At 67.6% G+C, this 26,195-nt stretch carries 27 protein-coding genes and 1 tRNA gene; 19 read left to right on the top strand and 9 right to left on the bottom strand.

The genetic code is table 11. The features are described 5' to 3' along the window. Positions 1-60: 60 nt before the first annotated feature. Positions 61-2,001 carry an autotransporter domain-containing protein gene (locus NUW81_RS06125; protein ID WP_245111529.1) on the bottom strand — a complete coding sequence of 647 codons (1,941 nt, stop codon included), beginning with the start codon at positions 1,999-2,001 and terminating at the stop codon, positions 61-63. A 238-nt stretch (positions 2,002-2,239) separates the two neighbouring features. Here NUW81_RS06125 and NUW81_RS06120 point away from each other — a divergent pair, with 238 nt between their 5' ends. From NUW81_RS06120 to hslU, 8 genes are all read left to right on the top strand, one after another. Continuing rightward, positions 2,240-2,818 carry a glycoside hydrolase family 108 protein gene (locus tag NUW81_RS06120; RefSeq protein ID WP_376741966.1) on the top strand — a complete coding sequence of 193 codons (579 nt, stop codon included), beginning with the start codon at positions 2,240-2,242 and terminating at the stop codon, positions 2,816-2,818. Beyond that, on the top strand, positions 2,815-3,138 hold the full coding sequence (locus NUW81_RS06115; RefSeq protein WP_245111527.1) for a hypothetical protein: 324 nt from the start codon (positions 2,815-2,817) through the stop codon (positions 3,136-3,138). The genes NUW81_RS06120 and NUW81_RS06115 overlap by 4 nt, the downstream gene beginning before the upstream one ends. Next, positions 3,131-3,508: a hypothetical protein gene (locus NUW81_RS06110; protein WP_245111526.1), complete on the top strand. Its 378-nt coding sequence runs from the start codon at positions 3,131-3,133 to the stop codon at positions 3,506-3,508. Before NUW81_RS06115 ends, NUW81_RS06110 begins: the two co-directional genes overlap by 8 nt. After that, positions 3,471-3,722, top strand: coding sequence for a hypothetical protein (locus NUW81_RS06105; protein WP_245111525.1), 252 nt, complete (start codon positions 3,471-3,473; stop codon positions 3,720-3,722). Before NUW81_RS06110 ends, NUW81_RS06105 begins: the two co-directional genes overlap by 38 nt. A gap of 99 nt (positions 3,723-3,821) precedes the next feature. Further along, positions 3,822-4,769: an alpha/beta hydrolase gene (locus NUW81_RS06100; protein WP_245111524.1), complete on the top strand. Its 948-nt coding sequence runs from the start codon at positions 3,822-3,824 to the stop codon at positions 4,767-4,769. Between the two features lie 23 nt (positions 4,770-4,792). Next, positions 4,793-5,335: an ATP-dependent protease subunit HslV gene (hslV, locus tag NUW81_RS06095; protein WP_245111523.1), complete on the top strand. Its 543-nt coding sequence runs from the start codon at positions 4,793-4,795 to the stop codon at positions 5,333-5,335. A gap of 32 nt (positions 5,336-5,367) precedes the next feature. Then, a complete protein-coding gene (locus NUW81_RS06090) occupies positions 5,368-6,402 on the top strand; it encodes an FAD-dependent oxidoreductase (protein ID WP_245111522.1) in 1,035 nt (344 codons plus the stop codon). Between the two features lie 31 nt (positions 6,403-6,433). After that, on the top strand, positions 6,434-7,756 hold the full coding sequence (hslU, locus tag NUW81_RS06085; protein ID WP_245111521.1) for an ATP-dependent protease ATPase subunit HslU: 1,323 nt from the start codon (positions 6,434-6,436) through the stop codon (positions 7,754-7,756). Here the strand turns inward: hslU and NUW81_RS06080 are convergent. Both NUW81_RS06080 and NUW81_RS06075 read right to left on the bottom strand, forming a co-directional pair. Continuing rightward, a complete protein-coding gene (locus tag NUW81_RS06080) occupies positions 7,753-8,478 on the bottom strand; it encodes a TIGR02117 family protein (protein ID WP_245111520.1) in 726 nt (241 codons plus the stop codon). The genes hslU and NUW81_RS06080 overlap by 4 nt on opposite strands. A gap of 140 nt (positions 8,479-8,618) precedes the next feature. After that, positions 8,619-8,695: transfer RNA gene (locus NUW81_RS06075), tRNA-Pro, on the bottom strand. A gap of 184 nt (positions 8,696-8,879) precedes the next feature. Here NUW81_RS06075 and yajC point away from each other — a divergent pair. From yajC to ligA, 8 genes are read left to right on the top strand one after another with little or no spacing between them, the layout of a single operon-like run. Further along, positions 8,880-9,209 carry a preprotein translocase subunit YajC gene (yajC, locus tag NUW81_RS06070; protein WP_245111519.1) on the top strand — a complete coding sequence of 110 codons (330 nt, stop codon included), beginning with the start codon at positions 8,880-8,882 and terminating at the stop codon, positions 9,207-9,209. A 9-nt stretch (positions 9,210-9,218) separates the two neighbouring features. Next, positions 9,219-10,850 (top strand): protein translocase subunit SecD, encoded by a 1,632-nt coding sequence (gene secD, locus NUW81_RS06065; protein WP_245111518.1) that lies wholly within the window; start codon positions 9,219-9,221, stop codon positions 10,848-10,850. A gap of 16 nt (positions 10,851-10,866) precedes the next feature. Continuing rightward, positions 10,867-11,829, top strand: coding sequence for a protein translocase subunit SecF (gene secF / locus NUW81_RS06060; protein WP_245111516.1), 963 nt, complete (start codon positions 10,867-10,869; stop codon positions 11,827-11,829). A gap of 56 nt (positions 11,830-11,885) precedes the next feature. Continuing rightward, positions 11,886-12,668, top strand: a complete 783-nt coding sequence (locus NUW81_RS06055) for an outer membrane protein assembly factor BamD (RefSeq protein WP_245111514.1) — start codon at positions 11,886-11,888, stop codon at positions 12,666-12,668. 6 nt (positions 12,669-12,674) lie between these two features. Continuing rightward, positions 12,675-14,327: a DNA repair protein RecN gene (gene recN, locus NUW81_RS06050; RefSeq protein ID WP_245111512.1), complete on the top strand. Its 1,653-nt coding sequence runs from the start codon at positions 12,675-12,677 to the stop codon at positions 14,325-14,327. Between the two features lie 19 nt (positions 14,328-14,346). Beyond that, positions 14,347-15,081 carry a dienelactone hydrolase family protein gene (locus tag NUW81_RS06045; protein ID WP_245111510.1) on the top strand — a complete coding sequence of 245 codons (735 nt, stop codon included), beginning with the start codon at positions 14,347-14,349 and terminating at the stop codon, positions 15,079-15,081. Continuing rightward, positions 15,078-15,377 (top strand): hypothetical protein, encoded by a 300-nt coding sequence (locus NUW81_RS06040; RefSeq protein ID WP_245111508.1) that lies wholly within the window; start codon positions 15,078-15,080, stop codon positions 15,375-15,377. Before NUW81_RS06045 ends, NUW81_RS06040 begins: the two co-directional genes overlap by 4 nt. Next, complete coding sequence (gene ligA / locus NUW81_RS06035; RefSeq protein ID WP_245111506.1) at positions 15,370-17,412, top strand: NAD-dependent DNA ligase LigA; 2,043 nt, start codon at positions 15,370-15,372, stop codon at positions 17,410-17,412. The genes NUW81_RS06040 and ligA overlap by 8 nt, the downstream gene beginning before the upstream one ends. Before the next feature lie 5 nt (positions 17,413-17,417). Here ligA and NUW81_RS06030 read toward each other — a convergent pair whose 3' ends face one another. The 6 genes from NUW81_RS06030 to NUW81_RS06005 form a co-directional block, all read right to left on the bottom strand. After that, positions 17,418-17,903: a septal ring lytic transglycosylase RlpA family protein gene (locus NUW81_RS06030; protein WP_245111503.1), complete on the bottom strand. Its 486-nt coding sequence runs from the start codon at positions 17,901-17,903 to the stop codon at positions 17,418-17,420. A gap of 153 nt (positions 17,904-18,056) precedes the next feature. After that, positions 18,057-18,947, bottom strand: coding sequence for a 50S ribosomal protein L11 methyltransferase (locus tag NUW81_RS06025; protein WP_245111501.1), 891 nt, complete (start codon positions 18,945-18,947; stop codon positions 18,057-18,059). Beyond that, a complete protein-coding gene (gene bla, locus NUW81_RS06020; protein WP_245111499.1) occupies positions 18,944-19,897 on the bottom strand; it encodes a subclass B3 metallo-beta-lactamase in 954 nt (317 codons plus the stop codon). Before bla ends, NUW81_RS06025 begins: the two co-directional genes overlap by 4 nt. Beyond that, the gene (locus NUW81_RS06015) at positions 19,887-20,597 is read right to left on the bottom strand and encodes an SDR family NAD(P)-dependent oxidoreductase (protein ID WP_245111497.1); all 711 of its coding nucleotides are present in this window, start codon (positions 20,595-20,597) and stop codon (positions 19,887-19,889) included. Before NUW81_RS06015 ends, bla begins: the two co-directional genes overlap by 11 nt. 44 nt (positions 20,598-20,641) lie before the next feature. Next, complete coding sequence (locus NUW81_RS06010; RefSeq protein WP_245111494.1) at positions 20,642-21,946, bottom strand: methyl-accepting chemotaxis protein; 1,305 nt, start codon at positions 21,944-21,946, stop codon at positions 20,642-20,644. Positions 21,947-21,971: 25 nt separating this feature from the next. Beyond that, the gene (locus NUW81_RS06005; RefSeq protein ID WP_245111492.1) at positions 21,972-23,318 is read right to left on the bottom strand and encodes a methyl-accepting chemotaxis protein; all 1,347 of its coding nucleotides are present in this window, start codon (positions 23,316-23,318) and stop codon (positions 21,972-21,974) included. 155 nt (positions 23,319-23,473) lie between these two features. Here NUW81_RS06005 and sdhC point away from each other — a divergent pair, with 155 nt between their 5' ends. The 3 genes from sdhC to sdhA are packed head-to-tail and all read left to right on the top strand — an operon-like array spanning position 23,474 to position 26,060. Further along, positions 23,474-23,866 carry a succinate dehydrogenase, cytochrome b556 subunit gene (sdhC, locus tag NUW81_RS06000; protein WP_245111489.1) on the top strand — a complete coding sequence of 131 codons (393 nt, stop codon included), beginning with the start codon at positions 23,474-23,476 and terminating at the stop codon, positions 23,864-23,866. After that, on the top strand, positions 23,866-24,255 hold the full coding sequence (sdhD, locus tag NUW81_RS05995; RefSeq protein WP_245111487.1) for a succinate dehydrogenase, hydrophobic membrane anchor protein: 390 nt from the start codon (positions 23,866-23,868) through the stop codon (positions 24,253-24,255). The genes sdhC and sdhD overlap by 1 nt, the downstream gene beginning before the upstream one ends. Positions 24,256-24,260: 5 nt before the next feature. Next, entirely contained in the window at positions 24,261-26,060 is a 1,800-nt protein-coding gene (gene sdhA, locus NUW81_RS05990; protein ID WP_245111485.1) for a succinate dehydrogenase flavoprotein subunit, read from the top strand. Positions 26,061-26,195: the final 135 nt, after the last annotated feature.

Genomic DNA, 26,195 nt, shown 5'->3' with positions numbered 1-26,195 from the left:
AGAAGAAGGGCGGCGGGTCGAGTGACCCGCCGCCCTTTTTCGTCTGGCTGGTGCCGGCTGTTAGAAGCCGAGACCGAGGCCCACCATCACGCTGGCGTCGTTGCCGCTGTCCTTCCACAGCGAGTAGGACATGTTGGCGTTGAGGTTGACGTTCGAGCCGATGAGCGCGGTGAAGCCGCCGTTGAAGCGACCGTAGACGCTGTCGTCGACTTCGACGGTGGTGTAGCTGTTGACGATCTCGGGCGCGGTGGCCTGCGCGAAGGCGTAGGTGCGCTGGTCGCTGTCGAGTTCCTGTTCCGCCACCATCGAGAAGTAGGGACGGATCTGGACGCCATAGCCTTCGAAGTCGGTGCGCATCTCGAGGCCGGCGTGACCGCGCAGGCTGTCCATGCCGACACCGTCGACGCTGAGCGCCAGGACGGGGTCGCCGCTCTCGCTATAGCCGTCGACGTCGAGGCTGACATGGTCGAGGCCGACCACCGGGCCAAGGCGCATGCCGAGGATGTTGGCGAGATAGCCGATCTTGCCGCCCGCGACGAAATGGTCGCCGTCGAACTCGGCGGTCATCGGCAGGCTTTCGAGCACGCCCGTGCGGGTGAGGTCGAAGCTGTCGGTGCCAAGGCCCACATAGGCCTGCGCGAAGATCGGGCCGAGGGCATAGGCGCCATAGGCCGCGCCCGACAGGCTCTCGCCGTCGACCGCCGAGGTGCCGCGGAAATATTCGCCTTCGGGAACGCCGTAGCGACCGGCCAGGCCGACAACCGCATTGCCCATGCCGAATTCGACGCCGGCGGTGACGCCCGCGCCGTTCATGGCGAATTCGTCGGTCGAGAAGTTCATCGCCTTGGTGCGGGTGAAGCCGTCACCTTCGATGAAGACGCTGACGCCCTCGGCATAGTCGCCGTCGCGCGGCGCGGTGCCGGCGAGGCGGTTGCCGATGACGCGGGTGAAGTGATGGGCGTTCTCGAACGACACGTCGCTCGGGCCGTCGAGGGTCAGCGGGGCCTGCGTCTGGGTCGCGATGTAGCGGGCGACGACTTCCGAGCCGGCGGCGGTGAGGTGCACGCCGTCGCCGTAGAAGACATACTGGCTGGCGACGCTGTCATCGAGCGCGCAGACGAGCGAGCTGAGGTCGCCGCCGGCCGCGGCCGCCGTGTCGAAGATCGGGCAGGCAAGGTCGGTGAAGCCGAATTCCGACAGGTTCTGCGCGAGGACGCCCGACAGCGTGTCGAGGTCGAGATAGTGGACCATGATGCCCTGCGAGGCATAGTCGGCGAGCACCGAGCGGGTGCCCGCGTCGTAGATGTCCTTATAGGCCTGGCGGATCGCGCCGGCGTTGGCGGCCGGCGGATAGAGCGCGGTTTCGGGCAGGTTGGCGGTGTTGCCCGCGATCCAGCTGATGTTCTGCGCGCCCGCGGCGACGACCGCGTCGATCGCGGCGGTGGCACCGGCGACGCTGGCGGCGGCTTCGGCGCCGAGGTCGGCGATGTCGGCATCACCCAGCGCGACGTCGAGCTGGAAGTCGCGCGCGTCGTTGCCGCCGATGTTGAAGGTGACGAGGTCGCTTTCCGAGAAGTTGCCCGAAACGGTCGGGAAAACGTCGTTATAGGGGTTGGGGATGACGACGCCGGGGGCGACTTCGAGCTGCTCGAGATAGCCGCCGGCGAGGAAGCTGCCGACCTGGTAGTCGAGGCCCGGGAGCAGGTCGTTGGTGTTGCCGCCATTGGCCTTGGCACCGCCGACGCCGAAGATGTCGGCGCTCACGCCGAGCAGCTCGGCGAGGACTTCGGTATAGGCCGCACCGTTGGAGAAGCGGCCCGAGGTGTAGACCACGGTGGTACGCGGATCCACGCCGCCCAGTTCGAAGGCATTGCCGTCATCGGTGTAGCTGTCGCCGAAGGAGACGACGCGGTCGATGCGCTGGGCCGAGGCGGCCTGCGGCAGGGCGGTAGCAGCGGCCGCCGCCAGCATCGTGGCGGTCAGCAGACGGGTCTTGGACATGTTTTTCTCTCCTGACGGGGCCGGACACGCGCCCCAAGATTGACATGGCCGGAGCGTTGCAAAAGGCCTGCGCCCAAGACAAGCGCGCGGCCCCGCCCTTCGTCGGAAAGTCGCAGGGCTGTTGCTCTTTGGACACGGCGGGCGACGACAGCAGCTGGAACAAGTTGCTGTCCTACAGATAACCAAAAAGGTTAAATCGGTGCGACTCGACCAAGGAGGGACGTGAGCGATGAAACCGATGGACTATTCGACGCCCGAACGACGGGTGGACTATCTCGACCGGCTGGTGGACGGGCTGATCGATCGCGAGGGCGGCTATGTCGACGACCCTGCGGATGCCGGCGGGGCGACGCGCTTCGGCATCACCGAGCGGGTGGCGCGCGCGCATGGCTATGACGGGCCGATGGCGCTGCTGCCGCGGGCGGAGGCGCGGGCGATCTACCGGCGGCTCTACTGGCTGCGTCCGCGCTTCGATGCGGTGGCGGCGGTGGCGCCGGGGGTGGCGGCCGAGCTGTTCGACACCGGCGCCAACATGGGGCCGGGGGTGGCCTCGACCTTTCTCCAGCGCGCGCTGACCGCATTGAACCGGCAGGGGCGCGACTATGCCGATCTCGTCCCCGACGGGCGGATCGGGCGCAAGACGCTGGCGGCGCTGGAGGCATTCCTGAGCTTACGCGGCGAGGAGGGCGAGACGGTGCTGCTCCGCGCGCTGGAGGCCCTGCAGGGCGAGCGCTACCTGCGGCTCGCCGAGAAAAGGCCGGCGAACGAGACCTTCCTTTACGGCTGGCTCGCCAACCGGCTCGGGGACCGGGCGTGAAGTTGCCGCGCTGGAGCGCGCGCGACTGGCGCGGGATGGTGGCGCTGGCGGCGAGCGTGGCGGGGGCGGGGGTGCTGACCTTCCTGTCGGGTCGGATCATTGCGACCATCGCCGAGGCGGGGGCGAAGGATGACGCGCTGGCGCTGCCCGCGCTGCAGGCGCTGGCGCGGTCGAACTATGGCCTCATCGCGATCATCGGGACGGTCCTCCTGAGCCTCGGGCTGGCGATCAACCGGCGCAGCGTGAAGGCGAGGGCCTTTGGCGCGGAGTTCGAGGCCGATGGCGGGGCGCGGCATCCCGACGAGGCGCCCGATGCCTGAGGCCTGGCGCGGGCTGTCGCTCGCGCTGCGGGCGGTGCTGGTCGGCGGCCTTCTCCTGGCGCTCCTGCTGCTCGGCACCTGTCGCCAGCGGGCGCTTCAGGCGGGCGCCGAGGCACGCGCGGCGCGGGAGGCGGCGATGGCGGGCGCGGCGGCGGGCCGCGCGGCGGTCGGGACCGTCGCGGCCAATGGCGCGGCGACTGCGGCGGAGGAAGCCATCACGCGCGACAATGCAAGGGAGATCAGCGATGCGACAGGGGCCGATGCGACTGTGGATGCTGGCGTTGGCGGGGCCGGCCTTGACGGGCTGTGCCGCCGCGCCGCCTATCGTGACCATGCCCGCTGCCGGGTGCGCGGGGCTGGTGCCCGCTGACTGGCGCGACGGGGTGGCAGGCGCGCCGCTGCCGCCCGAGGCGGCAAGCGTTGGCGACTGGATCGCCTTTGCCGATGCGCAGACGGGGCGGCTCGACCGCGCCAATGCGCGCACGCGCGACGCGCTGGCGATCATCGAGACGTGCGAGGCGCGCCATGCCAGGGCGAGCGAGGGCGCGCGGCGGCGCGGCCTGCTGGGGCGTCTCGGTCTGTGACCTCGAACGGGACATTGGCTGTTCGTCAAATTCTTGTTGATTTTGGTCGCTAATGCTATTCTCGATAGCGATATGAAACTGGAATTGCCTCCCTTCCCGATGCTTGATCGTGACAAGATGCCGACGCCCGTCTCGCCGCAGGCGCGGCGGCGCGCGCGGCGCTGGGCGCGGCGGCTCGCGGTGGCGGGGGAGACCTCGCTCTATGCGCTGGAGAAGGTCGGCGTGTCGCCGATCGCGCTGTTCGACCGGCTGAGCAAGATGCGCGAGCCCAAGGATGTCGCGCGGCAGGTCGCCGAGGGGATCGCCTATGGCGACCATCCGCGCCAGAAGCTCGACGTCTATGCGCCGGTGAAGCGCGGCAACGGGCCGCTGCCGATGCTCGTCTTCTTCTATGGCGGCGGCTGGGTGCGCGGCGAGCGGCGTGAGTTCGGTTGGGTGGCGCGTAGCATGGCGGCGCGCGGCTATCTCGTCATCCTGCCCGATTACCGGTTGGCCCCCGAGCATCGCTTCCCCGCCTTTATCGAGGACGGGGCGCTCAGTGTGAAATGGGCGCTCGAACATGGTGCCGAGCTGGGCGGCGATGCCGACCGGCTGGCGGTCGCGGGGCATAGCGCGGGCGGGCACTTGGCGGGGATCCTCGCACTGGACGGGCGTTACGTCGAGGCGGCGGGCGTGCGGGGCGATGCGATCAAGGCGGCGGGGCTGATCTCGGCGCCGACCAATTTCATGCCCTTCGTCGACCCGCGCGCGATCGCGGCATTGGGCGCGCACGAGCCCGCGCACGAAACGCAGCCCTATCACCTCGCCCATGGCGATGCGCCGCCCTTGTTCCTCCAGCATGGCACCGCCGACATCATCGTGCGGGCACGCAATGCGCAGCAGCTGCATCGCAAGGTGCTGGCGGCGGGCGGGCGCTCGGAGATGAAGCTCTATCGCGGGCTGACCCACTCCGATCCGATCAAGGCATTTTCGCCCATCGTCGACAAGGCCGACATCGCGGGCGACCTTGCCGATTTCCTCGATGCGGCGCTCGGCTTGCAGGACTGAGCATCGCTCCCCACATGCGGGTCATGAGCGATACACCCAAGTTTCACGGCACCACCATCATCGGCATCAAGCGCGGCGGCACGACCGTCGTGGCGGGCGACGGGCAGGTGTCCCTCGGCAATACGGTGATGAAGCCCAATGCCATCAAGGTCCGCCGCCTCGGCCGCGAGGGCAAGGTGGTGGGCGGCTTTGCCGGTGCCACCGCCGATGCCTTCACCCTGTTCGAGCGGCTCGAGAAGAAGCTGGAGGCGCATTCGGGCAAGCTGATGCGCGCGGCGGTCGAGCTCGCCAAGGACTGGCGCACCGACAAATATCTCCGCAACCTCGAGGCGATGATGATCGTCGCCGATGCCGAGACGATGCTGATCGTCACGGGCAATGGCGACGTGCTCGAGCCCGAGGGCGGGATCGCGGCGATCGGCTCGGGCGGCAACTATGCGCTCGCGGCGGCCAAGGCGCTGTCGGACTATGAGCAGGACGCCGAGAAGCTGGCGCGCAAGGCCATGCAGATCGCCGCCGAGGTGTGCGTCTTCACCAACGACAATCTGACGGTCGAGACGGTCTAGGCCGTAACCGCGCGAGGGCGTAGGGTGGCGGCATGGACCGCCGCGCCTTCCTTGCCGCCTCCGGATCGGGCCTGCTGCTGGCGGGCTGCGCGGGGCCGCGGGTGCTGGCACCGGCGCCATGCCGCGCCTTTGCCGATATTGGCGCGGAGCGGCTGCTGCGCGCGAGCGCGGGGCTCAGGCCCTATCGCGATGACGGGTTCGTGGTGCGGCGCGATGCGCTGGGGCCCAAGGCGCTCGTCCATAATTACGGCCATGGCGGGGGCGGCATCACGCTCAGCTGGGGCTCGTCCGCGCTGGCGGTCGAGGCGGGACCGCGCACCGGCCCTTATGCGGTCATCGGTGCGGGGGTGATGGGGCTGACCACCGCGCGGCTGCTGCAGGAGCGCGGGGGCGAGGTCACCATCTACAGCGCCGAGCTTCCGCAAGAGACGACGAGCTGGGTCGCGGGCGGGCAGGTCCGGCCGGTGGGGATCGGGCGACGCTATTCGCAGGGCAAGCAGCGCCAGCTCGATGCGGCGATGGCGATTTCGTGGGAGCGTTTTTCGGCGATGGCGGGACCGCGCTACGGGGTGCGCTGGGTCGATACCTATGAGCGCGAGGGCGGGGAGCGGAGCGACATAGAGGAGCGCTACATGCCCGTCCACGGGCGGGCGAACGGGTTGCAGCGCTATCGCACCATGTATGTCGAGACGCCGCGCTTCCTGTCCGAACTGCTGGCGCAATTCCTCGCGGACGGGGGGCGGATGGTGGTGCGGCGCTTCGCCTCGCTCGAAGAGGTGGCGGGGCTCGACGAGCCGGTCGTGTTCAACTGCACGGGCGTCCACGCGCGCCAGCTTGTCGGCGACACGGGGCTGGTGCCGGCGCGCGGGCAGCTGGCGTGGGTCGAGCGGCAGGCGGTGGATTTCGCCTATGTGCTGCCCGAGGGCTATTGCTTCCCGCGCGACGATGCGGTGCTGCTCGGGGGCACGTGGGAGCGGGGGCAATGGTCGCGCACCCCCGAGCCCGCGACGATCGAGCGCATCATGGCAGGCCACCGCGAGATCCAGGCGTCGCGCTGCTTCTCTTGAAGGCGGGGAGGCCGCTTCCCACCTTGGCGGCATGAACGAACATATCCCGATTACGAAGGCGCAGCCGCTCACCCCCAAGGCGATCGTGGCGGCACTGGATGAACATATCATCGGCCAGCGCGAGGCGAAAAAGGCCGTCGCGGTGGCGCTGCGCAATCGCTGGCGGCGCCAGCAGCTCGGCCCCGAACTGCGCGCCGAGGTGACACCCAAGAACATCCTGATGATCGGGCCGACCGGCTGCGGCAAGACCGAGATCAGCCGCCGGCTGGCCAAGCTTGCCGATGCGCCCTTCATCAAGGTCGAGGCGACCAAGTTCACCGAGGTCGGCTATGTCGGCCGCGACGTCGAGCAGATCGCCCGCGACCTCGTCGAGGAAGCGGTGCGGCTGGAACGCGATCGCCGCCGCCGCAAGGTCAAGCGCGCCGCCGAGGAAGCGGCGATGGACCGGCTGCTCAACGCGCTGACGGGCGAGACCTCGAGCGAGGCGACGCGCGCGAGTTTCCGCGAGCGCTTCAAGGACGGCAGCCTCGATACGGCCGAGGTCGAGATCGAGGTGGTCGAGGCGCCCTCTTCTCCCTTCGACGTGCCGGGGCAGGGCGGTATCGGCATGATCAACCTCAGCGACATGATGAAGCGGATGGGCGGGCAGATGCCCAGGAAGAAGCGCAAGCTAAAGGTGCCCGCGGCCTATGACCGGCTGGTCGAGGAAGAGGCCGACAAGCGGCTCGACGATGACGATGTGAACCGCGCCGCGCTCGAGGATGCGGAGGCCAATGGCATCGTCTTCCTCGACGAGATCGACAAGATCGCGGTCTCGGACGTGCGCGGCGGCTCGGTGAGCCGCGAGGGCGTGCAGCGCGACCTGTTGCCGCTGATCGAGGGGACGACGGTCGCGACCAAGTACGGGCCGCTCAAGACCGACCATATCCTGTTCATCGCGAGCGGTGCCTTCCACGTCGCCAAGCCGTCGGACATGCTGCCCGAATTGCAGGGGCGCCTGCCGATCCGCGTCGAATTGCGCGCGCTGACGAAGGAGGATTTCGTCGCCATCCTCAAGGATACGCGCGCCAGCCTGACCGACCAGTATCGCGCCCTGCTCGGCACCGAGGACGTCAGCGTGGAATTCACCGACGAGGGGATCGAAGCGCTCGCGCGCATCGCTGCCGACGTCAACGAGAGCGTCGAGAATATCGGCGCGCGGCGCCTGCAGACGGTGATGGAAAAGCTGCTCGAGGACGTGAGCTTCGAGGCCGAGGAGCGCAAGGGCGAGACGGTGGTCGTGGATGCCGCCTTCGTCGAAAGCCAGTTGAAGGACATTGCCGGCGACACCGACCTGTCGCGCTACGTCCTCTAGTCTTCACCCACCTCGCGGTAACGCCAGGGGAGCCCCTTCGACAGGGGGCTCCACAGGCTCGATTCCACCCCCGCGATGCGCAGTTGGCGCGCGACCCACTGGTTGCAGGTCATGATCGCGTTGAACCCGCCCTTGCCCTCGTAAAAGGCATCGGACGGCCAGTAGCCGGGGGTGTCGAGCCGCTGCGGCCAGCCGTCCTCGTCCATCGCGAAGCTCTCGCGCACCGACTGCCACAGGCGGCGATATTCGGCGAGGGTGAGGCGGATCTCGGCGTCGGCGAAGCGCTCGGGGCCCGTGACATATTGGACATGCATGACGCGGTCGCCGCCGGCCAGCGCGCGAAGCGCCGTGCCGGGTTTGAGGTCGGCCCAGTCCTTGGCCTCGGTATAGATGCCGCGATCGCCCGAGCCGATCATGACATGGGCCGCATTGGCCCAGTCGGGATCGGCCAGGTCGCCGGCGGGAAAATAGGGCGCCCAGCTCACGCCCGCCGCCGCGACGGGAAAGGCGATGTCGAGATGGACGCCATTGTCGACGAGATAGACGGTGACGCCCTCGTCTGCCTCGACCCAGCCGCGGTTGACGGGGACGAGGCTGCCCAGCGCGGCGAGGCCGAGATAGACGAACAGCGGGACGAACAGCATGGCGGCGAGGAGGCGCAGCCAGCCGGGCCGCGCCTTCTTCGTCTTTTTCCGTGATGTGCTTCGCTTGAGCCTTGCCACGCCCGTTCCCTCTTGCTCATCTGGCGGTAGCAGGAAGGGGCGGGCCTGTCTCGTCACCCCCCGTCGCGACAGAGCGCGTGGGCGGGGCAAACAAAAAAGGCGCGCCGTGCGGCACGCCTTAGTCGCTTCCCGAAAGAAAATGGTCGGGGAGACAGGATTCGAACCTGCGACCCCCACACCCCCAGTGTGATGCGCTACCAGGCTGCGCTACTCCCCGACCGTCCCGCGGCTTATGGGTGCCGCGAGCGCGAAGGGGCCTCTAGCCCGATCATCCGCCCCATGCAAGCGCCTCTGGCAAAACATTTTCACAAGTGATAGGCGCTTGCCCGACTTGAAAAACGGGGGGAGTGATCCGACCATCGGTCGGAGCCGCTGCCCCGCAGCCGAACAAGAGTGATCACATGACCATCAATCTCCTTGCCGCCGCCGCCGCCGAACCGTCGGGCGCGGCCGCTTTCTTCTTCCAGCTTTTCCCGCTGCTGCTCATCTTCATCATCTTCTACGTGCTGCTGATCCGTCCGCAGCAAAAGAAGATGCGCGAGCACCAGGACACCATCGCCGCCGTCAAGAAGGGCGACCGCGTCGTCACCGGCGGCGGGCTCATCGGCAAGGTGACCAAGGTCACCGACGACGAGGTCGAGATCGATCTCGGCGGCGGCCAGAAGGTCCGCAGCGTGAAGAGCATGCTGGCCAACGTCATCGACAAGACCGCCAAGCCGGCCAACGACTAGGACAGAGCCATGCTCGAATTTGCGCGCTGGAAGGTCTGGGCGATCTGGGGGATCATCCTCGCCGGTCTCCTGATGGCCATTCCGAGCCTCCTCCCCGAGGAGAAGCTCGAAAACTACCCCGACTTCCTGCCGCAAAGCCGGATCAGCCTCGGGCTCGATCTGGCGGGCGGCTCCTACCTGCTCCTCGAGGCTGACGAGGAAGACCTCGCCAAGCAGCGGCTCCAGGCGCAGGAGGACAATGTCCAGACCGAGCTTCGCAACGACCCGCGCGTGCGGATCGGTGACGTGTCGACCGCCGACGGGCGCCTGTCCTTCATGGTGCGCGACCCCGGCCAGCTCGACGAGGCGGTCGAGCGGCTGCGCGCGATGACCCAGCCCGTCGGCCTCACCGGCCAGCGCGACTGGGACGTCTCGGTCGAGGACGGCACGCGCGTCGTCCTGACCCCGACCCCCGAAGGCGCCACCAGCGCGCTGCAGGATGCGGTGACCGTGGCGCGCGACGTCGTGCGCCGCCGTATCGACCCGTCGGGTACCCGCGAGGTCACGGTCCGCACGCAGGGCGACAACCGCGTCCTCGTGCAGGTGCCGGGCGTCGAGGATCCCGAGGCGCTCAAAGCCCTCATCGGCCGCACCGCGCGTCTCGAGTTCAAGCTCGTCGACCTCGAGGCCAACCCTGCCGAGGTGGACGCCGGCCGTGCCCCCGTGGGCAGCGAACTGGCGCCCTATCCCGATGCGCCTCCGGGCATGCCCGCGACGGGCTATCGCAGCGCCGACGGCGTGCCCAAGATCGCGCTGAAGCGCCGCGTCATCGTGTCGGGCGACCAGCTTGCCAATGCGCAGCAGAGCTTCGACCAGGACGGCAATCCCGTCGTCAGCCTGACCTTCAATTCGCAGGGAGCGCGCCGCTTCGGCCGCGTGACGCAGGAAAATGTCGGCAAGCCCTTCGCCATGCTGCTCGACGGGCAGGTGCTCTCGGCACCCAATATCAACGAGCCGATCCTCGGCGGGCAGGCGCAGATCAGCGGCAATTTCACCGTCGACAGCGCCAACGACCTCGCCATCGCCCTGTCGTCGGGCAAGCTGCCGGTGAAACTCGACGTGGTCGAGGAGCGCACCGTGTCGGCCGACCTCGGCAAGGATTCGATCGAGAAGGGCGCGCTCGCGGCCCTCATCGGCACGCTGGCGGTCGTCCTCTACATGCTGGCGACCTACGGGCGCTTCGGCGTCTATGCCAATGCGGCGCTCATCGTGAACGCCTTCCTCATCCTCGCGGCGATGGCGCTGTTCAACGCCACGCTGACGCTGCCCGGCATCGCCGGCTTCGTGCTGACGATGGGCGCGGCGGTCGACGCCAACGTGCTTATCAACGAGCGCATCCGCGAGGAATTGCGGCGCGGGCGCAAGGCACTCGATGCGATCGAACATGGCTACAAGGAAGCCTCGACCGCGATCTTCGATGCCAACATCACCAACACCATCGCGGCGGCGATCATGTTCTACTTCGGTTCGGGGCCCATCCGCGGCTTCGCCGTCGTGCTCCTGATCGGCACCGTCACCTCGGTCTGGACCGCGGTCGTCTTCACCCGGATGCTGGTGGCGCGCTGGGCGCGCAAGTCGCGTCCCAAGACGCTCAACATCTGACGGGGCGGGAAATATCATGAAACTTCTGAAGCTTGTCCCCGACAACACCAACATCGACTTCATGCGCTTTCGCAACATCGCCATCTGGGTGACGATGGCGCTGGCCGTGCTGGGCTTCGCGCTGACCTTCACGCGCGGCCTCAACCTCGGCATCGACTTCGTCGGCGGCCAGTCGGTCCAGGTCGAATTCGCTGAGGCCGTCGAGATCGAGGACCTTCGCGCCAAGGTGAACGCGCTCGATGTCGGCGAGGCCTCGATCCAGCAGTTCGGCTCGGACACCAGCTATCGCGTCCGCCTGCCCAAGCCCGAGGGCGACGAGGCGGCGGCCAATGCGGTGGTCTCCGAAGTGCGGACCATGCTCGAGGCCGAATATCCGGGCGCCGACGTGGGCTCGGGCGAATCGGTGTCGGGCAACGTCTCCGAGGAGCTGGCGATGGACGGCACGCTGAGCCTCCTGCTCGGTTCCTTGGGCATCGCGCTCTATATCTGGCTGCGCTTCGAATGGCAGTTCGGGGTGGGCGCGCTGGCCACGCTGTTCCACGATGTCGGCCTCTTGCTCGCCTTCTTCTCGATCACGCAGTTGCAAGTCGACCTCAACATCGTCGCGGCCTTCCTGACGGTGATCGGCTATACGGTGAACGACACGGTCGTCATCTATGACCGGATCCGCGAGAACCTCAGGAAATATCGCAAGATGGGGATCGTCGAGCAGATCAACCTGTCGCTGAACGAGACTCTGGCGCGGACCATCTCGACCTCGTTGACGCTGCTCCTGGCGATCGGCGCGCTGCTGGTCTTCGGTCCCAAGGTGATCTTCGGCCTGACCATCGCCATCTTCCTCGGCCTGTTCATCGGCACCTATTCGTCGGTCTACATCTCGGCCCCGCTGCTCGTCTTCCTCGGCGTGACCTCGGACAGCTTCATTCATGATGAGGACAGCGAGGACAAGCAACGCAGGGACGACGGCGCGGTCGTCTGAGGACGCGCGCGCTTAAGCCCTTGGCGAGCCGATACGGGAAGGTTAGAGAAACAGTCATGTTCATTGGTAAGACCCGCGCGGCGTTCGCCGCTGCCCTCCTCGCCCTCCCGCTGGCCGCCTGTGCAGGCGGGGGCGACGACAAGGCGATCGACACCGCTTATGTCGCGCGCGACGTCAACACGCTCTACGCGCTGGGCAAGGATCGCGCCGATGCCGGCGACTGGGGCCGCGCCGCGGTCATCTTCTCGGAAGTCGAGCGCCAGCATCCCTATTCGATCTGGGCCCGCCGCGCGCAGCTGATGAGTGCCTTCTCGCACTATATGGATCGCGACTATCCCGAGGCCGTGTCGGCAGCGCAGCGTTTCCTGTCGATCCATCCCGGCAACAAGGATGCGCCCTATGCGCATTACCTCATCGCGATGAGCTATTATCGCCAGATCGAGGACATCAGCCGCGACCAGAAGATCACCAGCCAGGCGCGCGATGCGTTCGGCGAGCTCATCCGCCGCTATCCGAACAGCCGCTATGCGGCCGATGCGCGGTTGAAGGTCGACCTCGTGAACGACCAGCTGGCGGGCAAGGAAATGGAAGTCGGGCGCTTCTACCAGGACAACCGTCGCTGGCTCGCCGCCTCGATCCGCTTCCGCAAGGTGGTCGACGAATATGAGACCACCAGCCACACCCCCGAAGCGCTGCACCGGCTGGTCGAGAGCTATCTCGCGCTCGGCATCCCGCTCGAGGCGCAGAAGGCCGCCGCGGCGCTCAGCACCAACTTCCCCGACAGCAAATGGTATGAACGCAGCTATGCGCTCATGCAGGAACATTCCCCGCAAGGATAAGCCCTGATGCTCAGCCGGCTCGGCATCCGCGACATCGTTCTTGTCGAGCGGCTCGAGCTGGACTTTGCCGGCGGGCTGACCGTGCTCACCGGCGAGACCGGTGCGGGCAAGTCGATCCTCCTCGATGCGCTCGGGCTCGCGCTCGGCGCGCGCGCCGACAGCGCGCTCGTGCGCGACGGTGCCGACAAGGCAGAGGCGGTCGCCGAGATCGAGCTGCCTGCGGGGCATGCCGCACTGGCGCTTCTCGAGGACGAGGAGATCGAGGTCGAGCCGGGCGAACCGCTCATCCTCCAGCGCCGCCTGAAGGCCGATGGCGGCTCCACCGCGCGGGTGGCCGGCACGAGCGTGCCCGCGAAAATCGTGCGCGCGCTGGGCGAGACGATGGTCGAGATCCACGGCCAGCATGCCGATCGCGGACTCCTCGATGCCAAGGCGCATCGCGGACTGCTCGATGCCTTCGGGCAGGTGTCGACGAGCGAGGTCGAGGCGGCCTGGCGCCGGCTCTCGTCGCTGCGCAAGGAGCAGGGCGACCTGGCCGCGCAGGCCGAGGCGGCGGCGGCGGACCGCGAATGGCTCGACCATGCGATCGAGGAACTGGATGCGCTGGGTCCGATGCCGGGCGAGGAAGAAGAACTCGCGGGGATGCGCCAGCAAATGAAGGATGCGGCGCGCATCGAGGACGACCTGTCGGACATCGACCCGCTATTGAACGGCGGCGAGGGCGCGCTGGCGCAGATGCGGCAGGCGGCGCGCGCCTTACAGCGGGTCCACGAGGTGCATGAGGGACTGGCGGGCGCGCTGGCGGCGATCGACCGCGCGATCATCGAGGCCGACGAGGCCGAGCGGCTGTTCGCCGAGGCGCGCGCCGAGCTGGTCCATGACCCGCGCGCGCTCGACGAGGCGGAGGAACGATTGTTCGCGCTGCGCGGCGCGGCGCGCAAGCATCGGGTCGATGTCGAGGGGCTCAGCCAGCTGCGCGACGAGCTCCATGCCAGGCGCGCGGCGATCGAGACGGGGAGCGAGCGGCTCGAGGCGCTGGCGGGCGAGATCATCGCTGCCGAAGCGGCTTATGACGAGGCTGCCGATGCGGTGTCGGGCGCGCGAGAGGACGCGGCAACGCGCCTCGATGCGCGGGTCGCCGAGGAACTGGCGCCGCTGAAGCTCGGCGATGCGCGCTTCGTGACCGAGGTGCAGCCCGCCGAGCCGGGGCCGCACGGCATCGACCGCGTCGAATTCACGATCAGCACGAACCCGGGCTCTCCTTTCGGGCCATTGGGCAAGATCGCGAGCGGAGGCGAACTGTCGCGCTTCCTCCTCGCCATTCGCGTGGCGCTGGCCGAGGTCGGCGGGGCGGGCACGATCATCTTCGACGAGATCGACCGCGGCGTGGGCGGCGCGGTGGCGAGCGCGATCGGCGAACGGCTGGCGCGGCTGGCGGAGAAACACCAGGTGCTCGTGGTCACGCACAGCCCGCAGGTGGCGGCGCGGGGGCAGCATCATTTCCGCATCGCCAAGGCGAGCGACGGCACGGTGACGCGCACCTCGGTCGAACTGCTCAGGCCGGACGAGCGGCGCGAGGAAATCGCGCGCATGCTGTCGGGCGCGGCGGTGACCGACGAGGCGCGCGCGGCGGCGGCGAAACTGATGGAAGCGGCGTGATACAACAGGGAGAGACGGCATGAACAAGCGCGAGATGAGCCAGACCCACGAGGGCACCGAGCTCATGCACGAAGTCTATGACGACGGCAGCGGAATGGCGCGGCCGGGCGTCGTCATCCTCCCCAGCTTCGCCAATCGCGGTGCGGTCGAGGTTGAGCATGCGGGTCGCCTCGTCGACCTCGGCTATTCGGTGCTGGCCGCCGACATCTTCGGCAAGGACATGCTCGGGCTCGACGTCGGCAACCCGCAAGACAAGCAGCGCGCCTTCGACACCATGAACGAGAAGCTCGAGGACCGCGGCGCCTATGTGAAGCAGCAGCAGGCGATCCTCGATTTCGCGCGTGGCCTCGATGTCGTGGATGGCGACTGCATGGCCGTGATGGGTTTTTGCTTCGGCGGGCTGTGCACCTTGGACCTTGCGCGATCGGGCGCCGACTTCCAGGTCGCGGGCAGCTTCCACGGCCTCCTCAAGATCCCCAATTTCCCGACCGAGAAGGTGACGCCCAAGGTCGCCGTCTTCCATGGCTGGGACGACCCGATGGCGCCGCCGGCCGATGTCGTCGCGCTGGGGCAGGAACTGACCGAACAGGGCGCCTGCGACTGGCAGATCCACGCTTATGGCGGGGTCGGCCATGCCTTTACCAACCCGCAGGCCGGCAAGCTCGAGATCGACGGCGTCGCCTATGACGACAATGCCGCGAGCCGCAGCTGGGACAGCTTCTGCGACCTTCTCGAGGCGACCTTCCGCAAATGACCGACAAGCCGCTGCCGGTGTGGCAGGTGCGCAGCGCCTATTTGCCGCTCCTGTTCCTGACGCTCGTCCTGCCGTGGGGTGCCTTCGCGCTCATCATGATGACGCGCGCGATGATGTTCGTCGAACCGCTCTTCTATTTCTATCTCGTCATGGCGGTGGGGGTGTTCCTCGTCGCCGTCCGGCTCATCCGCGAGAAACAGTCGCCGGGACTGTTCCGCGCGGCGACGCTGCTGGCCGCCGTGTCGGCGATCCCCGCCATCGCCTTTGTCGGCTGGATGATGGCCCATCATGGCTGATCCCAAGGACCTGACCAAGGCCGAGGCCGCCAACCGGCTGATGCGGCTGGCGCGCGAGATCAAGAAACATGACGCGGCCTATCACGACCGCGATGCGCCGGTGATTTCGGACGCTGAATATGATGCGCTGGTGGCCGAGAACCGCGCCATCGAGGCGGCCTTCCCGCAGCTGGTACGCGAGGACAGCCCGTCGCGGCGGGTCGGGCACACGCCTTCCTCGCCGCTGTCGAAGGTGACGCATGCCAAGCCCATGCTCAGCCTCGACAATGCGTTCGAGGACAATGACGTGCGCGACTTCGTCGGGCGGGTGCGGCGGTTCCTCAAGCTCGAGGCGGATGCGCCGGTGACGCTGACCGCCGAGCCCAAGATCGACGGGCTGAGCTGCTCGCTGCGCTACGAGGGCGGCAGGCTGGTGCTGGCGGCCACGCGCGGCGATGGCAGCGTGGGCGAGGATGTGACCGCCAATGCGCGGACGATTCCGGATATTCCGCAGTCGGTCGTGGGCGCGCCGGACGTGCTAGAGGTGCGCGGCGAGGTCTATATGTCGACCGCGGATTTCGCGGCACTCAACGAGCGGCAGGAAAAGGCGGGGGAGAAGATTTTCGCCAATCCGCGCAATGCGGCGGCGGGGAGCTTTCGCCAGAAGGATGCGAGCGTCACCAAGGCGCGGCCCTTGAAGTTCTTCGCGCATGGCTGGGGCGAGATTTCGGACGTGCCGTGCGACACGCAGAGCGGGATGGTCGCGTGGCTGCGTGAAAAAGGTTTTCCGGTCGATCCCTTGTTCACCACCTGCGAGGGGGCGGACGAGGCGCTCAGGCAATATGACGCCATCCAGGCGGCGCGGCCGGGGCTCGGCTACGAGATCGACGGGGTGGTCTACAAGGTTGACCGGCTCGATTTGCAGGAGCGGCTCGGGCAGGTGGCGCGCGCGCCGCGCTGGGCGCTGGCGCACAAATTTCCCGCCGAGCAGGCCGAAACGGTGCTCGAGGCGATCGACATCCAGGTCGGGCGCACGGGCAAGCTGACGCCGGTCGGGCGGTTGAAGCCGATCGGGGTGGGGGGCGTCATCGTCTCCAACGTCACGCTACACAATTTCGACGAGATCGACCGGCTCGGCGTGCGCCCGGGCGACAAGGTCCGGGTGCAGCGCGCGGGCGATGTCATCCCGCAGATCGTCGAGAATTTGACGCCGCATGACGACCGCGGGCCCTATCCGCGCCCCGACCATTGCCCCGTCTGCGACAGCGAGGCGCGGAGCGAGGAAGGCGAGGTCGACATCCGCTGCGAGGGCGGGCTGATCTGTCCCGCGCAGCGCTTCGAGCGACTGAAGCATTTCGTGAGCCGCGGGGCGATGGACGTCGACGGCCTTGGCGAGAAGAGCATCGCCGAATTCCTCGAGCTGGGCTGGGTAAAGAAGCCCTCGGACATCTTCATGCTCCACGAGCATCGCGACGCGCTCGTCGCGCGCGACGGGTGGAAGGAGACGAGCGTCGACAATATGCTCGCCGCGGTGGACGCGCGGCGCGGCTTCGATGCGGCGCGCTTCCTGTTCGGGCTCGGCATCCGCCATGTCGGCGCGGTCACCGCGCGCGACCTGATGAAGGCGTTCGAGACGGTCGAGCGGCTGATGGAGGTGGCGCGTTCGGACGGCGCGCTGGCCGAGCTGACCAATGTCGACGGGGTCGGCGAGGTGGTGGCGCAGGCGGTCATCGACTTCTTCCACGAGCCGCACAATGTCGAGGAAGTCACGCGCCTGATCGAGCGCGCGCGCCCCGCGCCTTATGTGGTCGAGGTCGCCGAGACCGAATGGGCGGGCAAGACCGTCGTCTTCACGGGCAAGCTGGAAAGCGTCAGCCGCGACGAAGCCAAGGCGCAGGCCGAGCGCATGGGCGCCAAGGCGGCGGGCAGCGTGTCGGCAAAGACGGACCTGCTGGTCGCCGGCCCCGGTGCGGGCTCGAAGCTGAAGAAGGCGCAGGACCTCGGGGTGCGGACGATGACCGAGGAGGAATGGCTCGCCGAGGTGGCGAAGGCGTAAATCGCCTAGCCGACGGGTTCGATGGTCACCTTGCCGTGGCCGCGCTGGATGAGACCGATTTCTTCGGCGGCGGCGCGGCTCAAGTCGATGTCGCGCGACTTGTGGAAGGGGCCGCGGTCGTTGATCCGGACCGTCACCGACTTGCCGTTATGCGTGTTGGTGACCTTCACGACCGTGCCGAAGGGCAGGGTGCGGTGCGCGGCGGTCAGCTGGCCGGGGTCGAAGATCTCGCCCGAGGCCGTGGGGCGACCGGCGAAACGGCGACCGTAATAGCTGGCGCCGACGATGGGCAGCGGCTCGGGCTCGATGATGGTCTCTTCGACGACATCCTCGAGGGCAAGGGCAGGCTCGTCCTCGAGCGCGTCGAGGTCGACCGCGATCGCGGGCACGTCGGCCTCGGCCGCGCGAATGACCGAGACGCGATCGGGATTGAGCGCGGCACCGACTTGCTGCGCAGGCAGGGTCGCTGCGCTGCCGGCGATCGCCAGCATGCCCAGGATTGCGAGGGGTGCAGTGGTGCCCCGGTGGAAGATCCGCCCTAGTCCGCTCATGGGAGGAGGGCGTATCGCCGCTTTTCGAAGAATCCACCCTTTAACGCGATTTAATGGCCCGAATCGTTTTTCGGCTGCGACGAAGCGAGTGAATCAGGCGGAACGGGCCAGCCGCAGCACGCGCCATTCGCCCGTTCCGAGGTCGACGACCTCGAGCCCTTCGGCCTCATAGGCGGCGGCCACGCGCTCTGCCTGCTCGTCGAGAAGCCCCGAGAGGATCATTGTCCCGCCCGGCGCCAGCGCGGCGGCAAAACCCGGCGCGAGGTCGATCAGCGGCCCCGCGAGGATGTTGGCGATGAGGAGGTCGAAGGGCTTGAGATTCGCGATCAGCGAATGGCCGAGGCCGGCGGCGGTGAGGAGGAGGACATGGCCCGAACCCTCGCCCGTGGGGATGGCGTTGAGGCTGGCATTCTGCTCGGCGACCTCGACCGCGACGGGGTCGATGTCGGAGGCGACGATCTTCGCCTCGGGCCAGAGGCGGTGGGCGGCGAAGGCGAGGAGGCCCGTGCCGGTGCCGATGTCGGCGACGTTGGAGAAGTGGAGGCCTTCGGCGCCCAGCTTGTCGATCGCCTCGAGGCAGCCCTTGGTAGTGGCATGCTGTCCGGTGCCGAAGGCGAGCCCCGCCTCGACGGTGAAGTCGATCACCCCGTCATCCTCGTCGGCGAGATAATGGGGGGTGTGGACGAAGAAGCGGCCGGCGCGGATCGGCTCGATCCCCGCCTGGCTCATCGTCACCCAATCTTCCTCGTCGAGATGCTCGACGACCGGTTCGCCGGGGGCGAGCTTCCTGAGCAGGATGAGGTCCTGCGTCGTCGGCTGCTCCTCGAAATAGGCGCGCAGGCGCCATTCCTCGGGCTTGTCCTCGTCGGGCTCGTCGGCACTCAGCACCGGCGGCGTGTCGTGGAGGGCGAAGAGTTCGTCGCCGCTATCGGCGATGCGCTCGGCTTCGGCCTTGGTGCAGGGCAGGGTGACGCGCCAGCTCATAGGGTGGGAACGCTCGTCTCCATCATCCGCTCCTCGAGCATCTCGCCCGTCTCCTCGGCGATGCGGACCTCGAGCTTGTCGCGCAGCTCGCCGGCATAGGTGGCGCAGGCGGTCGCATCGACGAGATTGCCGGTACGCATGCGGCTCACCATCCCGCTGGCGCTGGGATGCGGGGTGAGGAGGATGTCGCAGTCGAGCTGTTCGATAAGGTCGATCGAATCGCGATAGGCGGCGAGCAGCTGCGGGTTGTCGGTGAAGGCGAAGCCGTCGCGGCTGACCGCCGAAAGGCTGTCGGCATAGACGATGGTGAGGCAGCCCGAGGCCTCGCATTCTTCCCACGTCCAGGTCAGCGCGCCGGGGCTGTGGCCCGGGGTCTCGTACATGGTGAGGACGGTGTCGCCGACGGCGACCTGTTCGCCGTCGACCAGCAGGTCGTCGACATCGACCGCGTCATAGCGGCCGTGCATGCCGAACTGGGGATCGTCGGGCGACAGGGTGCCGAGTTCGAGGAATTCGGCGGCGGTGCCCGAGATGACACGCGCCTGCGTCTGTGCCTTCAACTTGGCCATGCCGCCGACATGGTCGTGATGCTCGTGGCTGTGGCTCATCCAGTAGATGTGCTTGGGGCTGACGCCGACGGTCTCGAGATTGGCGAGGACGAGCTCGGCGCCCCGCTCGGTGCCGCTGTCGATCAGCATATGGCCTTCATGGCTGGTGACGAGCACCGAGGTGATGCCGCAGGTGCCGACGAGATAGGTGCCGCCATAGACGCGCACTGGCGGGGCGGGCTTGTCCCAGTCGTCCCACTTGCCGCAGGCCTCGCCATAAGCGGCGGCCTCGAAGAAGCGCGGGGCCTCTTCGGCAGGAGTGCCCGAGGACACGGTGGTGATGGTGCAGCCGGCGAGCAGGATCGGCAGGCTGGCAAGAAGGGCGATACGCTTAGCGGACAAAGGATGCTCCATTGACGTCGATGATGGCACCGGTGGCGCTTGCTGGCGCCTGAACGGCGAGCCAGCGGATGGTTTCGGCGATTTCCGAAGGGTCGGCGACGCGGCCGAGCGGGATGTCGGCGAGAAGCTTGTCGCCGCCGCGGCTGTCCAGATAGTCCTCCGCCATGCCGGTCATGGTGAAGCCGGGGCAGACGGCGAAGGCGAGGATGTCCTCATGCGCATAGCCGCGGGCGATCGACTTGGTCATGGCGACCATCGCACCCTTGGAGGCGGCATAATGCCAATGGCTCGGGCTGTCGCCGCGATAGGCGGCACGGCTGGCGACATTGATGATACGGCCGGGGGTGTCCTCGGGGCGGCTGCGGAAATGGGCGATGGCGAGACGGCACAGGTCGGCCGAGGCCTGCAGGTTGATCTGCATGGTGCGGCCCCAGGCGGCGTGCCAGTCCTCGTCCGAGGCATTGTCGGCGACGGGTTCGAAGACGCCGGCATTGTTGACGAGCACGTCGATGCGCTGATCGAGCACCTCGAAGGCCTCTTCCCACAGGCGGCGGGGGGCATTGGGGTCGGTGAAGTCGGCGGCGAGGAGGTCGCCCTCGCCAGCGGTGGAATGGCCCGCGACCTTGTGGCCGTCGGCGCGAAGCGCCTCGAGCGCGGCCTTGCCGATACCGCGGCTGGCGCCGGTGAGAAGGATGTTCATCAAGCTGCCCTAGCGAACCCTCGCGGCCCCTGCAAAGCCCGGCCTCAGGCGGCCGAGACGTTGCTCGCGAATTCGGCCGAGGCGTTGGAGAATTCCTCGATCTGGCGGGTGAAATCGTCGAAGTCGGCCTTCACCGAGCCGATCGAGCTGGCGACATCCTCGGTCTCGCCGCGGATGGAGGCGATGGTCGAGCTCATGCTGTCGGCGGCGAGCGCGGTCTCGTCGACCGCGGCGGTGATGGTGGTCACCGTCTGGGCCTGCTGTTCCATCGCCATGCGGATGCGGTCGGCGGAGGACTGCACCTCGCTCACGGTCTGGCGGATGGCGGCGTTGGACGCGACGGTCTGGCCGGTCGCCTCGGTGATCGAGGCGATCTTGGCGGCGATGTCGTCGGTCGCGCGCGCGGTCTGGTTGGCGAGCGATTTCACTTCCTGCGCGACGACCGCGAAGCCGCGGCCCGCATCGCCCGCGCGCGCCGCCTCGATGGTGGCATTGAGGGCAAGGAGGTTGGTCTGGCCCGCGATCTCGCGGATGAGGCCGAGGATTTCCTCGATCGAGGAGACGTGGAGCTTCAAGGCCTCGGAGGTGGCGACGGCCTTCTGGGCCTCATCACCCGCCCGCGCCGCGACATCGGCGCTGGTCTCGACCTCGAGCCGCGCATCCTCGATGGCGCGGATGAGGCCGGCGGCGGTCTGGGCGGCCTCGCGCATGGCGACGGCGGACTGTTCGGCGGCGGCGGCGACCTCGCTCGTCTTGCCGAGCATGCCCTTGGCGCTGGTGGCGCTCTGGTCGGCGCGGCCGAGCATGTCCTTGGCCTTGTCGGCGGCGGTGGCGCTGATCTGCTTGACCTTGCGCTGGAACAGGCGGCCGTGGACGGTGCGTTCCTCGGCAGCCTCGCGCGCCTCGCACACGGCGACCTGCGCGAGGATGATGTCGGCCGAATAGAGCATGGTGGTGAGGACGGTGTCGCACAGCTCGCCGATGCGGGCCGGCTCGGAGGAATATTTGCGGCGCGCGGCGGCCATGATGTCCATCGTCATGCGGCTGCGGGCCACGTTCCACTGCGGGATCGAGACTTCCTCGCCGAACAGGACGATGCCGATCTGGGCGACGTCGCGGATCCACTGCTCGCCGAGTTCCTGTCCGAACAGGCGGCGGACAAAGCTTTCGCCGCGCGACCCGAACTGGGTGCGCGCGGCGGCAAGCAATTCATCCTCGAGGGCGGGCCAGACGCCCGGATGGGCGGCGACGAACGCCTCGTTGGAGAGGTAGGCCTCGACCCGGGCAGCGACCTGTGCGTCGCTGATCGGCTGGAGCGCGTTCATCCGCGCCTTTGCAGTTTCGGTCATGGCCTTCGCTCTCCCTCGGTGCGTGTCAGACGGCAAAACGCGATACGAAATTCTGCGTGGTTTCGCGGAAATTGCTGATCTGGTCGTTGAAGCGGGCGAAGCCCTCCTCGACGCCGTCGAAGTCCTTGGCCACGCTCTCGGTGTCGGCGCGGATGGTGGCGATGGTCGAGCTCATCGAATCGGCGGCCAGCGCGGTCTCGTCGACGGCGGCGGTGATGGTGGTCACCGTCTGCGCCTGCTGCTCCATCGCCTCGCGGATGCGGTCGGCCGACTTCTGCACGTCCTCGACCGTCGAACGGATCGAGGCGTTGGTGTCGACGGTCTTGCGGGTCGATTCGGTGATGCCGGCGATCTTGGCGGCAATGTCGTCGGTCGCCCGCGCGGTCTGGTTGGCGAGCGATTTCACTTCCTGCGCGACGACGGCGAAGCCGCGGCCCGCATCGCCCGCACGCGCCGCCTCGATGGTGGCATTGAGGGCAAGCAGGTTGGTCTGGCCGGCGATGTCGCGGATGAGGCCGAGGATCGATTCGATCGCCTCGACATGGCCCGACAGCGCTTCGGACACCTCGACCGCCTCGGCGGCCTGCGACCCGGCGCGGTTGGCGACGTCGGCGGCGGTCTCCACCTCGTTACGCGCATCCTCGATGGCGCGGATGAGGCCGGCGGCGGTCTGCGCCGCCTCGCGCATGGCAACGGCCGACTGTTCGGCCGCGGCGGCGACTTCGCTGGTCTTGCCGAGCATGCCGCGGGCCGAGGAGGCCGAGTTGGAGGCGCGTTCGCGCAAGGACTGGCTTTCCATCGAGCACAGGTCGACGACGCCGAGCACCTGGTCGTTGAATTCGCCCGCCTGGCGCGACTGCACGAGTTCGGCCTCGGCGCGGGTGATCGAGATGGCGTGATGGATGAAGCAGTCGATCTCGAGCGCCTGCAGGTCCGACAGGGTGCGCGCGAAGGCGACCGTCTGTTCCTCGCTGATGGCGGCCTGGCGCACGGCGATATAGGCGGCCTCGGTCTCGGCGGCGACACCGGCGAGCAGGGTCGACAGGCTGATCCCGTTGGCCAGCGACTTCTCGACATATTGGCGGCTCTGGTCGATCCAGTCCTCATTCTCGAGGTCCTGGAACTTGCGACGGATATAGGGGGCGATGCCCTCGGCCAGCTTCTCGATCTTCTCGGGCGGGAAATCGCCGGTTACCTCGGGCGACATGGAGTAGCGGCGCCAGAATTCACGGGCCATTTCCATCTCGACGCCCTCGATGGCTTCATAGAGCATTCGCGTACGATGCGGCAGGTCGCCGGTGAGGTCGTACATGGCCAGGCCACGACCGAGGTCATATTCCGCGTTCACCTGCTGCTGGATCACCTTGTTCATACTCGTCTAACCGTCCTTACCCGCTTAGGTTTTTTGGATATGGTGACGGCTTAGGGCGAAAGTGGTTAAAGCCTAGTTAGTGGGTGCCCGCCTTGCCTTGTTTTTCGGAACTGCCTATCGGGTGGCGCTCGGACGTCCCTGATGTGAGGAATTGGATGAACGCGCCCTCCTCGCGGCCCCTGTCGCCGCATTTGTCGATTTACCGCTGGCAACCGCACATGCTGGTCTCGATCCTGCACCGCATGACCGGTGCCGGGCTGACCACCGTCGGGCTCGGCGTGCTGGCCTGGTGGCTGGTCGCGCTGGCCTCGGGCGCGGGGGCCTATGCGACCTTCGAGGGCGTGATGGGCTCGCTCCTCGGCCAGCTGGTGCTGGTCGGGCTGACCTGGGCCTTCTTCCAGCATCTCTTCTCGGGGCTGCGCCACCTCGTCCTCGACATGGGCGCGGGCTACGAGCTCAAGGTCAACCGCTTCTGGGCGATCATGACGATCGCCGCGAGCGTCTTCGCCACCGCGCTCGTCTGGGCCATCTTCAAGGGGGTTTTCTGATGAGCCGCGGGAAAAGCGCTTCGCCGCTCGCCAAGGTGCGCGGGCTGGGTTCGGCCGGCGAGGGCGGCGAGCACTGGCTCACCGAGCGCTTCACTAGCGTGGCGCTGGTGCTGCTCTCGGTCTGGTTCATCGGCTCGCTGCTGATGCTGCCCGACCTGACGCAGCCGACCATCGTCGAATGGCTCTCGAGCCCGCTGGGCGCGGTACCGATGGCGCTGTTCGTGATCACCAGCTTCGCGCACGGCCTCGACGGCCTCAAGGTGGTGGTCGACGACTATGTCCATGAAGAAGGCAGCCGCATCGGCTGGCACTTCGTCCTCAATATCCTCGCCATCGGCGGCGCGAGCTTCGCGCTGTTCGGGCTGGCCAGCATCGTCTTCGGAGCCTGACGCAAATGTCCGCTTACAAGATCATCGACCATATCTATGACGTCGTCGTCGTCGGCGCTGGCGGCTCGGGCCTTCGCGCCACGATGGGGTCTGCCGAAAAGGGCCTCAAGACGGCCTGCGTGACCAAGGTCTTCCCGACCCGTAGCCACACCGTCGCGGCGCAGGGCGGCATCGCCGCGTCGCTCGGCAACATGGGGCCCGACCACTGGACGTGGCACATGTACGATACGGTCAAGGGCTCCGACTGGCTCGGCGACCAGGACGCGATCGAATACCTTTGCCGCGAAGCACCGGCGGCGGTCTACGAGCTCGAACATGCGGGCATGCCGTTCAGCCGCACCGAGGAAGGCAAGATCTACCAGCGCGCCTTCGGCGGGATGACGCAGAACATGGGGCAGGGCCCGGCAGCGCAGCGCACCTGCGCGGCGGCCGACCGTACCGGCCATGCCATGCTGCACACGCTCTACCAGCAGAGCCTGAAGTATGACGCCGACTTCTTCATCGAATATTTCGCGCTCGACCTGATCATGGAAGACGGCGAGTGCCGCGGGCTCATCGCCCTGTGCCTCGACGATGGCTCGATCCATCGCTTCCGTGCGCAGGCGGTGGTGCTGGCGACGGGTGGTTACGGTCGCTGCTATTATTCGGCCACCTCGGCGCACACCTGCACGGGCGATGGCAATGCGATGGTGCTGCGCGCCGGCCTGCCGCTGCAGGACATGGAGTTCGTCCAGTTCCACCCGACCGGCATCTATGGCGCGGGCGTGCTCATCACCGAGGGCGCGCGCGGCGAGGGCGGCTATCTCACCAACTCGGAAGGCGAGCGCTTCATGGAGCGCTATGCGCCCAGCGCGAAGGACCTTGCCAGCCGCGACGTCGTGTCGCGCTCGATGGCGATGGAAATCCGCGAGGGCCGCGGCGTGGGCGACGAGAAGGACCACATCTTCCTTCACCTCGACCATATCGATGCGAACATCCTCGCGCAGCGCCTGCCCGGGATCACCGAGACGGCGAAGATCTTCGCGGGCGTCGATTTGACGCGCCAGCCGATCCCCGTGGTGCCGACGGTCCACTATAATATGGGCGGTATCCCGACCAACTATCATGGCGAGGTCGTCACGCTGAAGGACGGCAACCCCGACCATGTCGTCCCGGGCCTGTTCGCGGTGGGCGAAGCGGCCTGCGTCAGCGTCCACGGCGCCAACCGCCTTGGCTCGAACAGCCTCATCGACCTCGTGGTCTTCGGCCGCGCGGCGGGCCATCGCCTCGCCGAGGTGGTGAAGCCCAATGGCGCGCAGCCCAAATTGAAGGACGATGCGGCCGATCTCGCGCTGGCGCGTCTCGACCATTTCCGTCACGCCGATGGCGGCACCCGCACGGCGGACCTTCGCCTCAAGATGCAGAAGACCATGCAGTCGGACTGCGCGGTGTTCCGCACCGAGGAGCTTCTCGCGGGCGGCGTGAAGAAGATCGATGCCATCTACCAGGGCATGACCGACGTGTCGGTGGCCGATCGCGGCCTGATCTGGAACTCGGACCTCGTCGAGACGCTCGAGCTCGACAACCTCCTCGTCCAGTCGAAGGCGACCATCGGGCTGGCCTCGAACCGCAAGGAAAGCCGCGGCGCGCACATGCACGAGGACTATCCCGATCGCGACGATGCCAACTGGATGAAGCACAGCCTCATCTGGGTCGACGGCTGGGGCGGCAAGGGTGGCAAGACCACCATCGATTACCGTCCGGTCCACGAATATACGCTGACCGACGAGGTCGGCTATATCGAGCCGAAGAAGCGCGTCTATTAAGCGACCGCTTCAACGGGATGAAAGGGGCGCTCCGGGATAACCGGGGCGCCCTTTTTCGTGCGCTTGGTCGCAGCCGGGTTGACGACGAGCCGTGCAAAAGCGTAGACGAGTCGTTGAGCCGTGTATTTCTAGCGA

Origin of the sequence: Sphingomicrobium aestuariivivum (assembly GCF_024721585.1) — a bacterium.
In the GTDB taxonomy this organism is placed as follows: Bacteria; Pseudomonadota; Alphaproteobacteria; order Sphingomonadales; family Sphingomonadaceae; genus Sphingomicrobium; species Sphingomicrobium aestuariivivum.
This window is presented reverse-complemented; position numbering and strand designations above follow the sequence as displayed.

Bases quoted from the DNA above. Each gene is read 5' to 3' on its own strand.
- NUW81_RS06125 (WP_245111529.1), bottom strand. From the start codon at position 2,001: ATGTCCAAGACCCGTCTGCTGACCGCCACGATGCTGGCGGCGGCCGCT.
- NUW81_RS06120 (WP_376741966.1), top strand. From the start codon at position 2,240: ATGGACTATTCGACGCCCGAACGACGGGTGGACTATCTCGACCGGCTG.
- NUW81_RS06110 (WP_245111526.1), top strand. From the start codon at position 3,131: ATGCCTGAGGCCTGGCGCGGGCTGTCGCTCGCGCTGCGGGCGGTGCTG.
- NUW81_RS06105 (WP_245111525.1), top strand. From the start codon at position 3,471: ATGCCCGCTGCCGGGTGCGCGGGGCTGGTGCCCGCTGACTGGCGCGAC.
- NUW81_RS06100 (WP_245111524.1), top strand. From the start codon at position 3,822: ATGCTTGATCGTGACAAGATGCCGACGCCCGTCTCGCCGCAGGCGCGG.
- hslV (WP_245111523.1), top strand. From the start codon at position 4,793: ATGAGCGATACACCCAAGTTTCACGGCACCACCATCATCGGCATCAAG.
- NUW81_RS06090 (WP_245111522.1), top strand. From the start codon at position 5,368: ATGGACCGCCGCGCCTTCCTTGCCGCCTCCGGATCGGGCCTGCTGCTG.
- hslU (WP_245111521.1), top strand. From the start codon at position 6,434: ATGAACGAACATATCCCGATTACGAAGGCGCAGCCGCTCACCCCCAAG.
- yajC (WP_245111519.1), top strand. From the start codon at position 8,880: ATGACCATCAATCTCCTTGCCGCCGCCGCCGCCGAACCGTCGGGCGCG.
- secD (WP_245111518.1), top strand. From the start codon at position 9,219: ATGCTCGAATTTGCGCGCTGGAAGGTCTGGGCGATCTGGGGGATCATC.
- secF (WP_245111516.1), top strand. From the start codon at position 10,867: ATGAAACTTCTGAAGCTTGTCCCCGACAACACCAACATCGACTTCATG.
- NUW81_RS06055 (WP_245111514.1), top strand. From the start codon at position 11,886: ATGTTCATTGGTAAGACCCGCGCGGCGTTCGCCGCTGCCCTCCTCGCC.
- recN (WP_245111512.1), top strand. From the start codon at position 12,675: ATGCTCAGCCGGCTCGGCATCCGCGACATCGTTCTTGTCGAGCGGCTC.
- NUW81_RS06045 (WP_245111510.1), top strand. From the start codon at position 14,347: ATGAACAAGCGCGAGATGAGCCAGACCCACGAGGGCACCGAGCTCATG.
- NUW81_RS06040 (WP_245111508.1), top strand. From the start codon at position 15,078: ATGACCGACAAGCCGCTGCCGGTGTGGCAGGTGCGCAGCGCCTATTTG.
- ligA (WP_245111506.1), top strand. From the start codon at position 15,370: ATGGCTGATCCCAAGGACCTGACCAAGGCCGAGGCCGCCAACCGGCTG.
- NUW81_RS06030 (WP_245111503.1), bottom strand. From the start codon at position 17,903: ATGCTGGCGATCGCCGGCAGCGCAGCGACCCTGCCTGCGCAGCAAGTC.
- NUW81_RS06025 (WP_245111501.1), bottom strand. From the start codon at position 18,947: ATGAGCTGGCGCGTCACCCTGCCCTGCACCAAGGCCGAAGCCGAGCGC.
- NUW81_RS06015 (WP_245111497.1), bottom strand. From the start codon at position 20,597: ATGAACATCCTTCTCACCGGCGCCAGCCGCGGTATCGGCAAGGCCGCG.
- NUW81_RS06010 (WP_245111494.1), bottom strand. From the start codon at position 21,946: ATGACCGAAACTGCAAAGGCGCGGATGAACGCGCTCCAGCCGATCAGC.
- NUW81_RS06005 (WP_245111492.1), bottom strand. From the start codon at position 23,318: ATGAACAAGGTGATCCAGCAGCAGGTGAACGCGGAATATGACCTCGGT.
- sdhC (WP_245111489.1), top strand. From the start codon at position 23,474: ATGAACGCGCCCTCCTCGCGGCCCCTGTCGCCGCATTTGTCGATTTAC.
- sdhD (WP_245111487.1), top strand. From the start codon at position 23,866: ATGAGCCGCGGGAAAAGCGCTTCGCCGCTCGCCAAGGTGCGCGGGCTG.
- sdhA (WP_245111485.1), top strand. From the start codon at position 24,261: ATGTCCGCTTACAAGATCATCGACCATATCTATGACGTCGTCGTCGTC.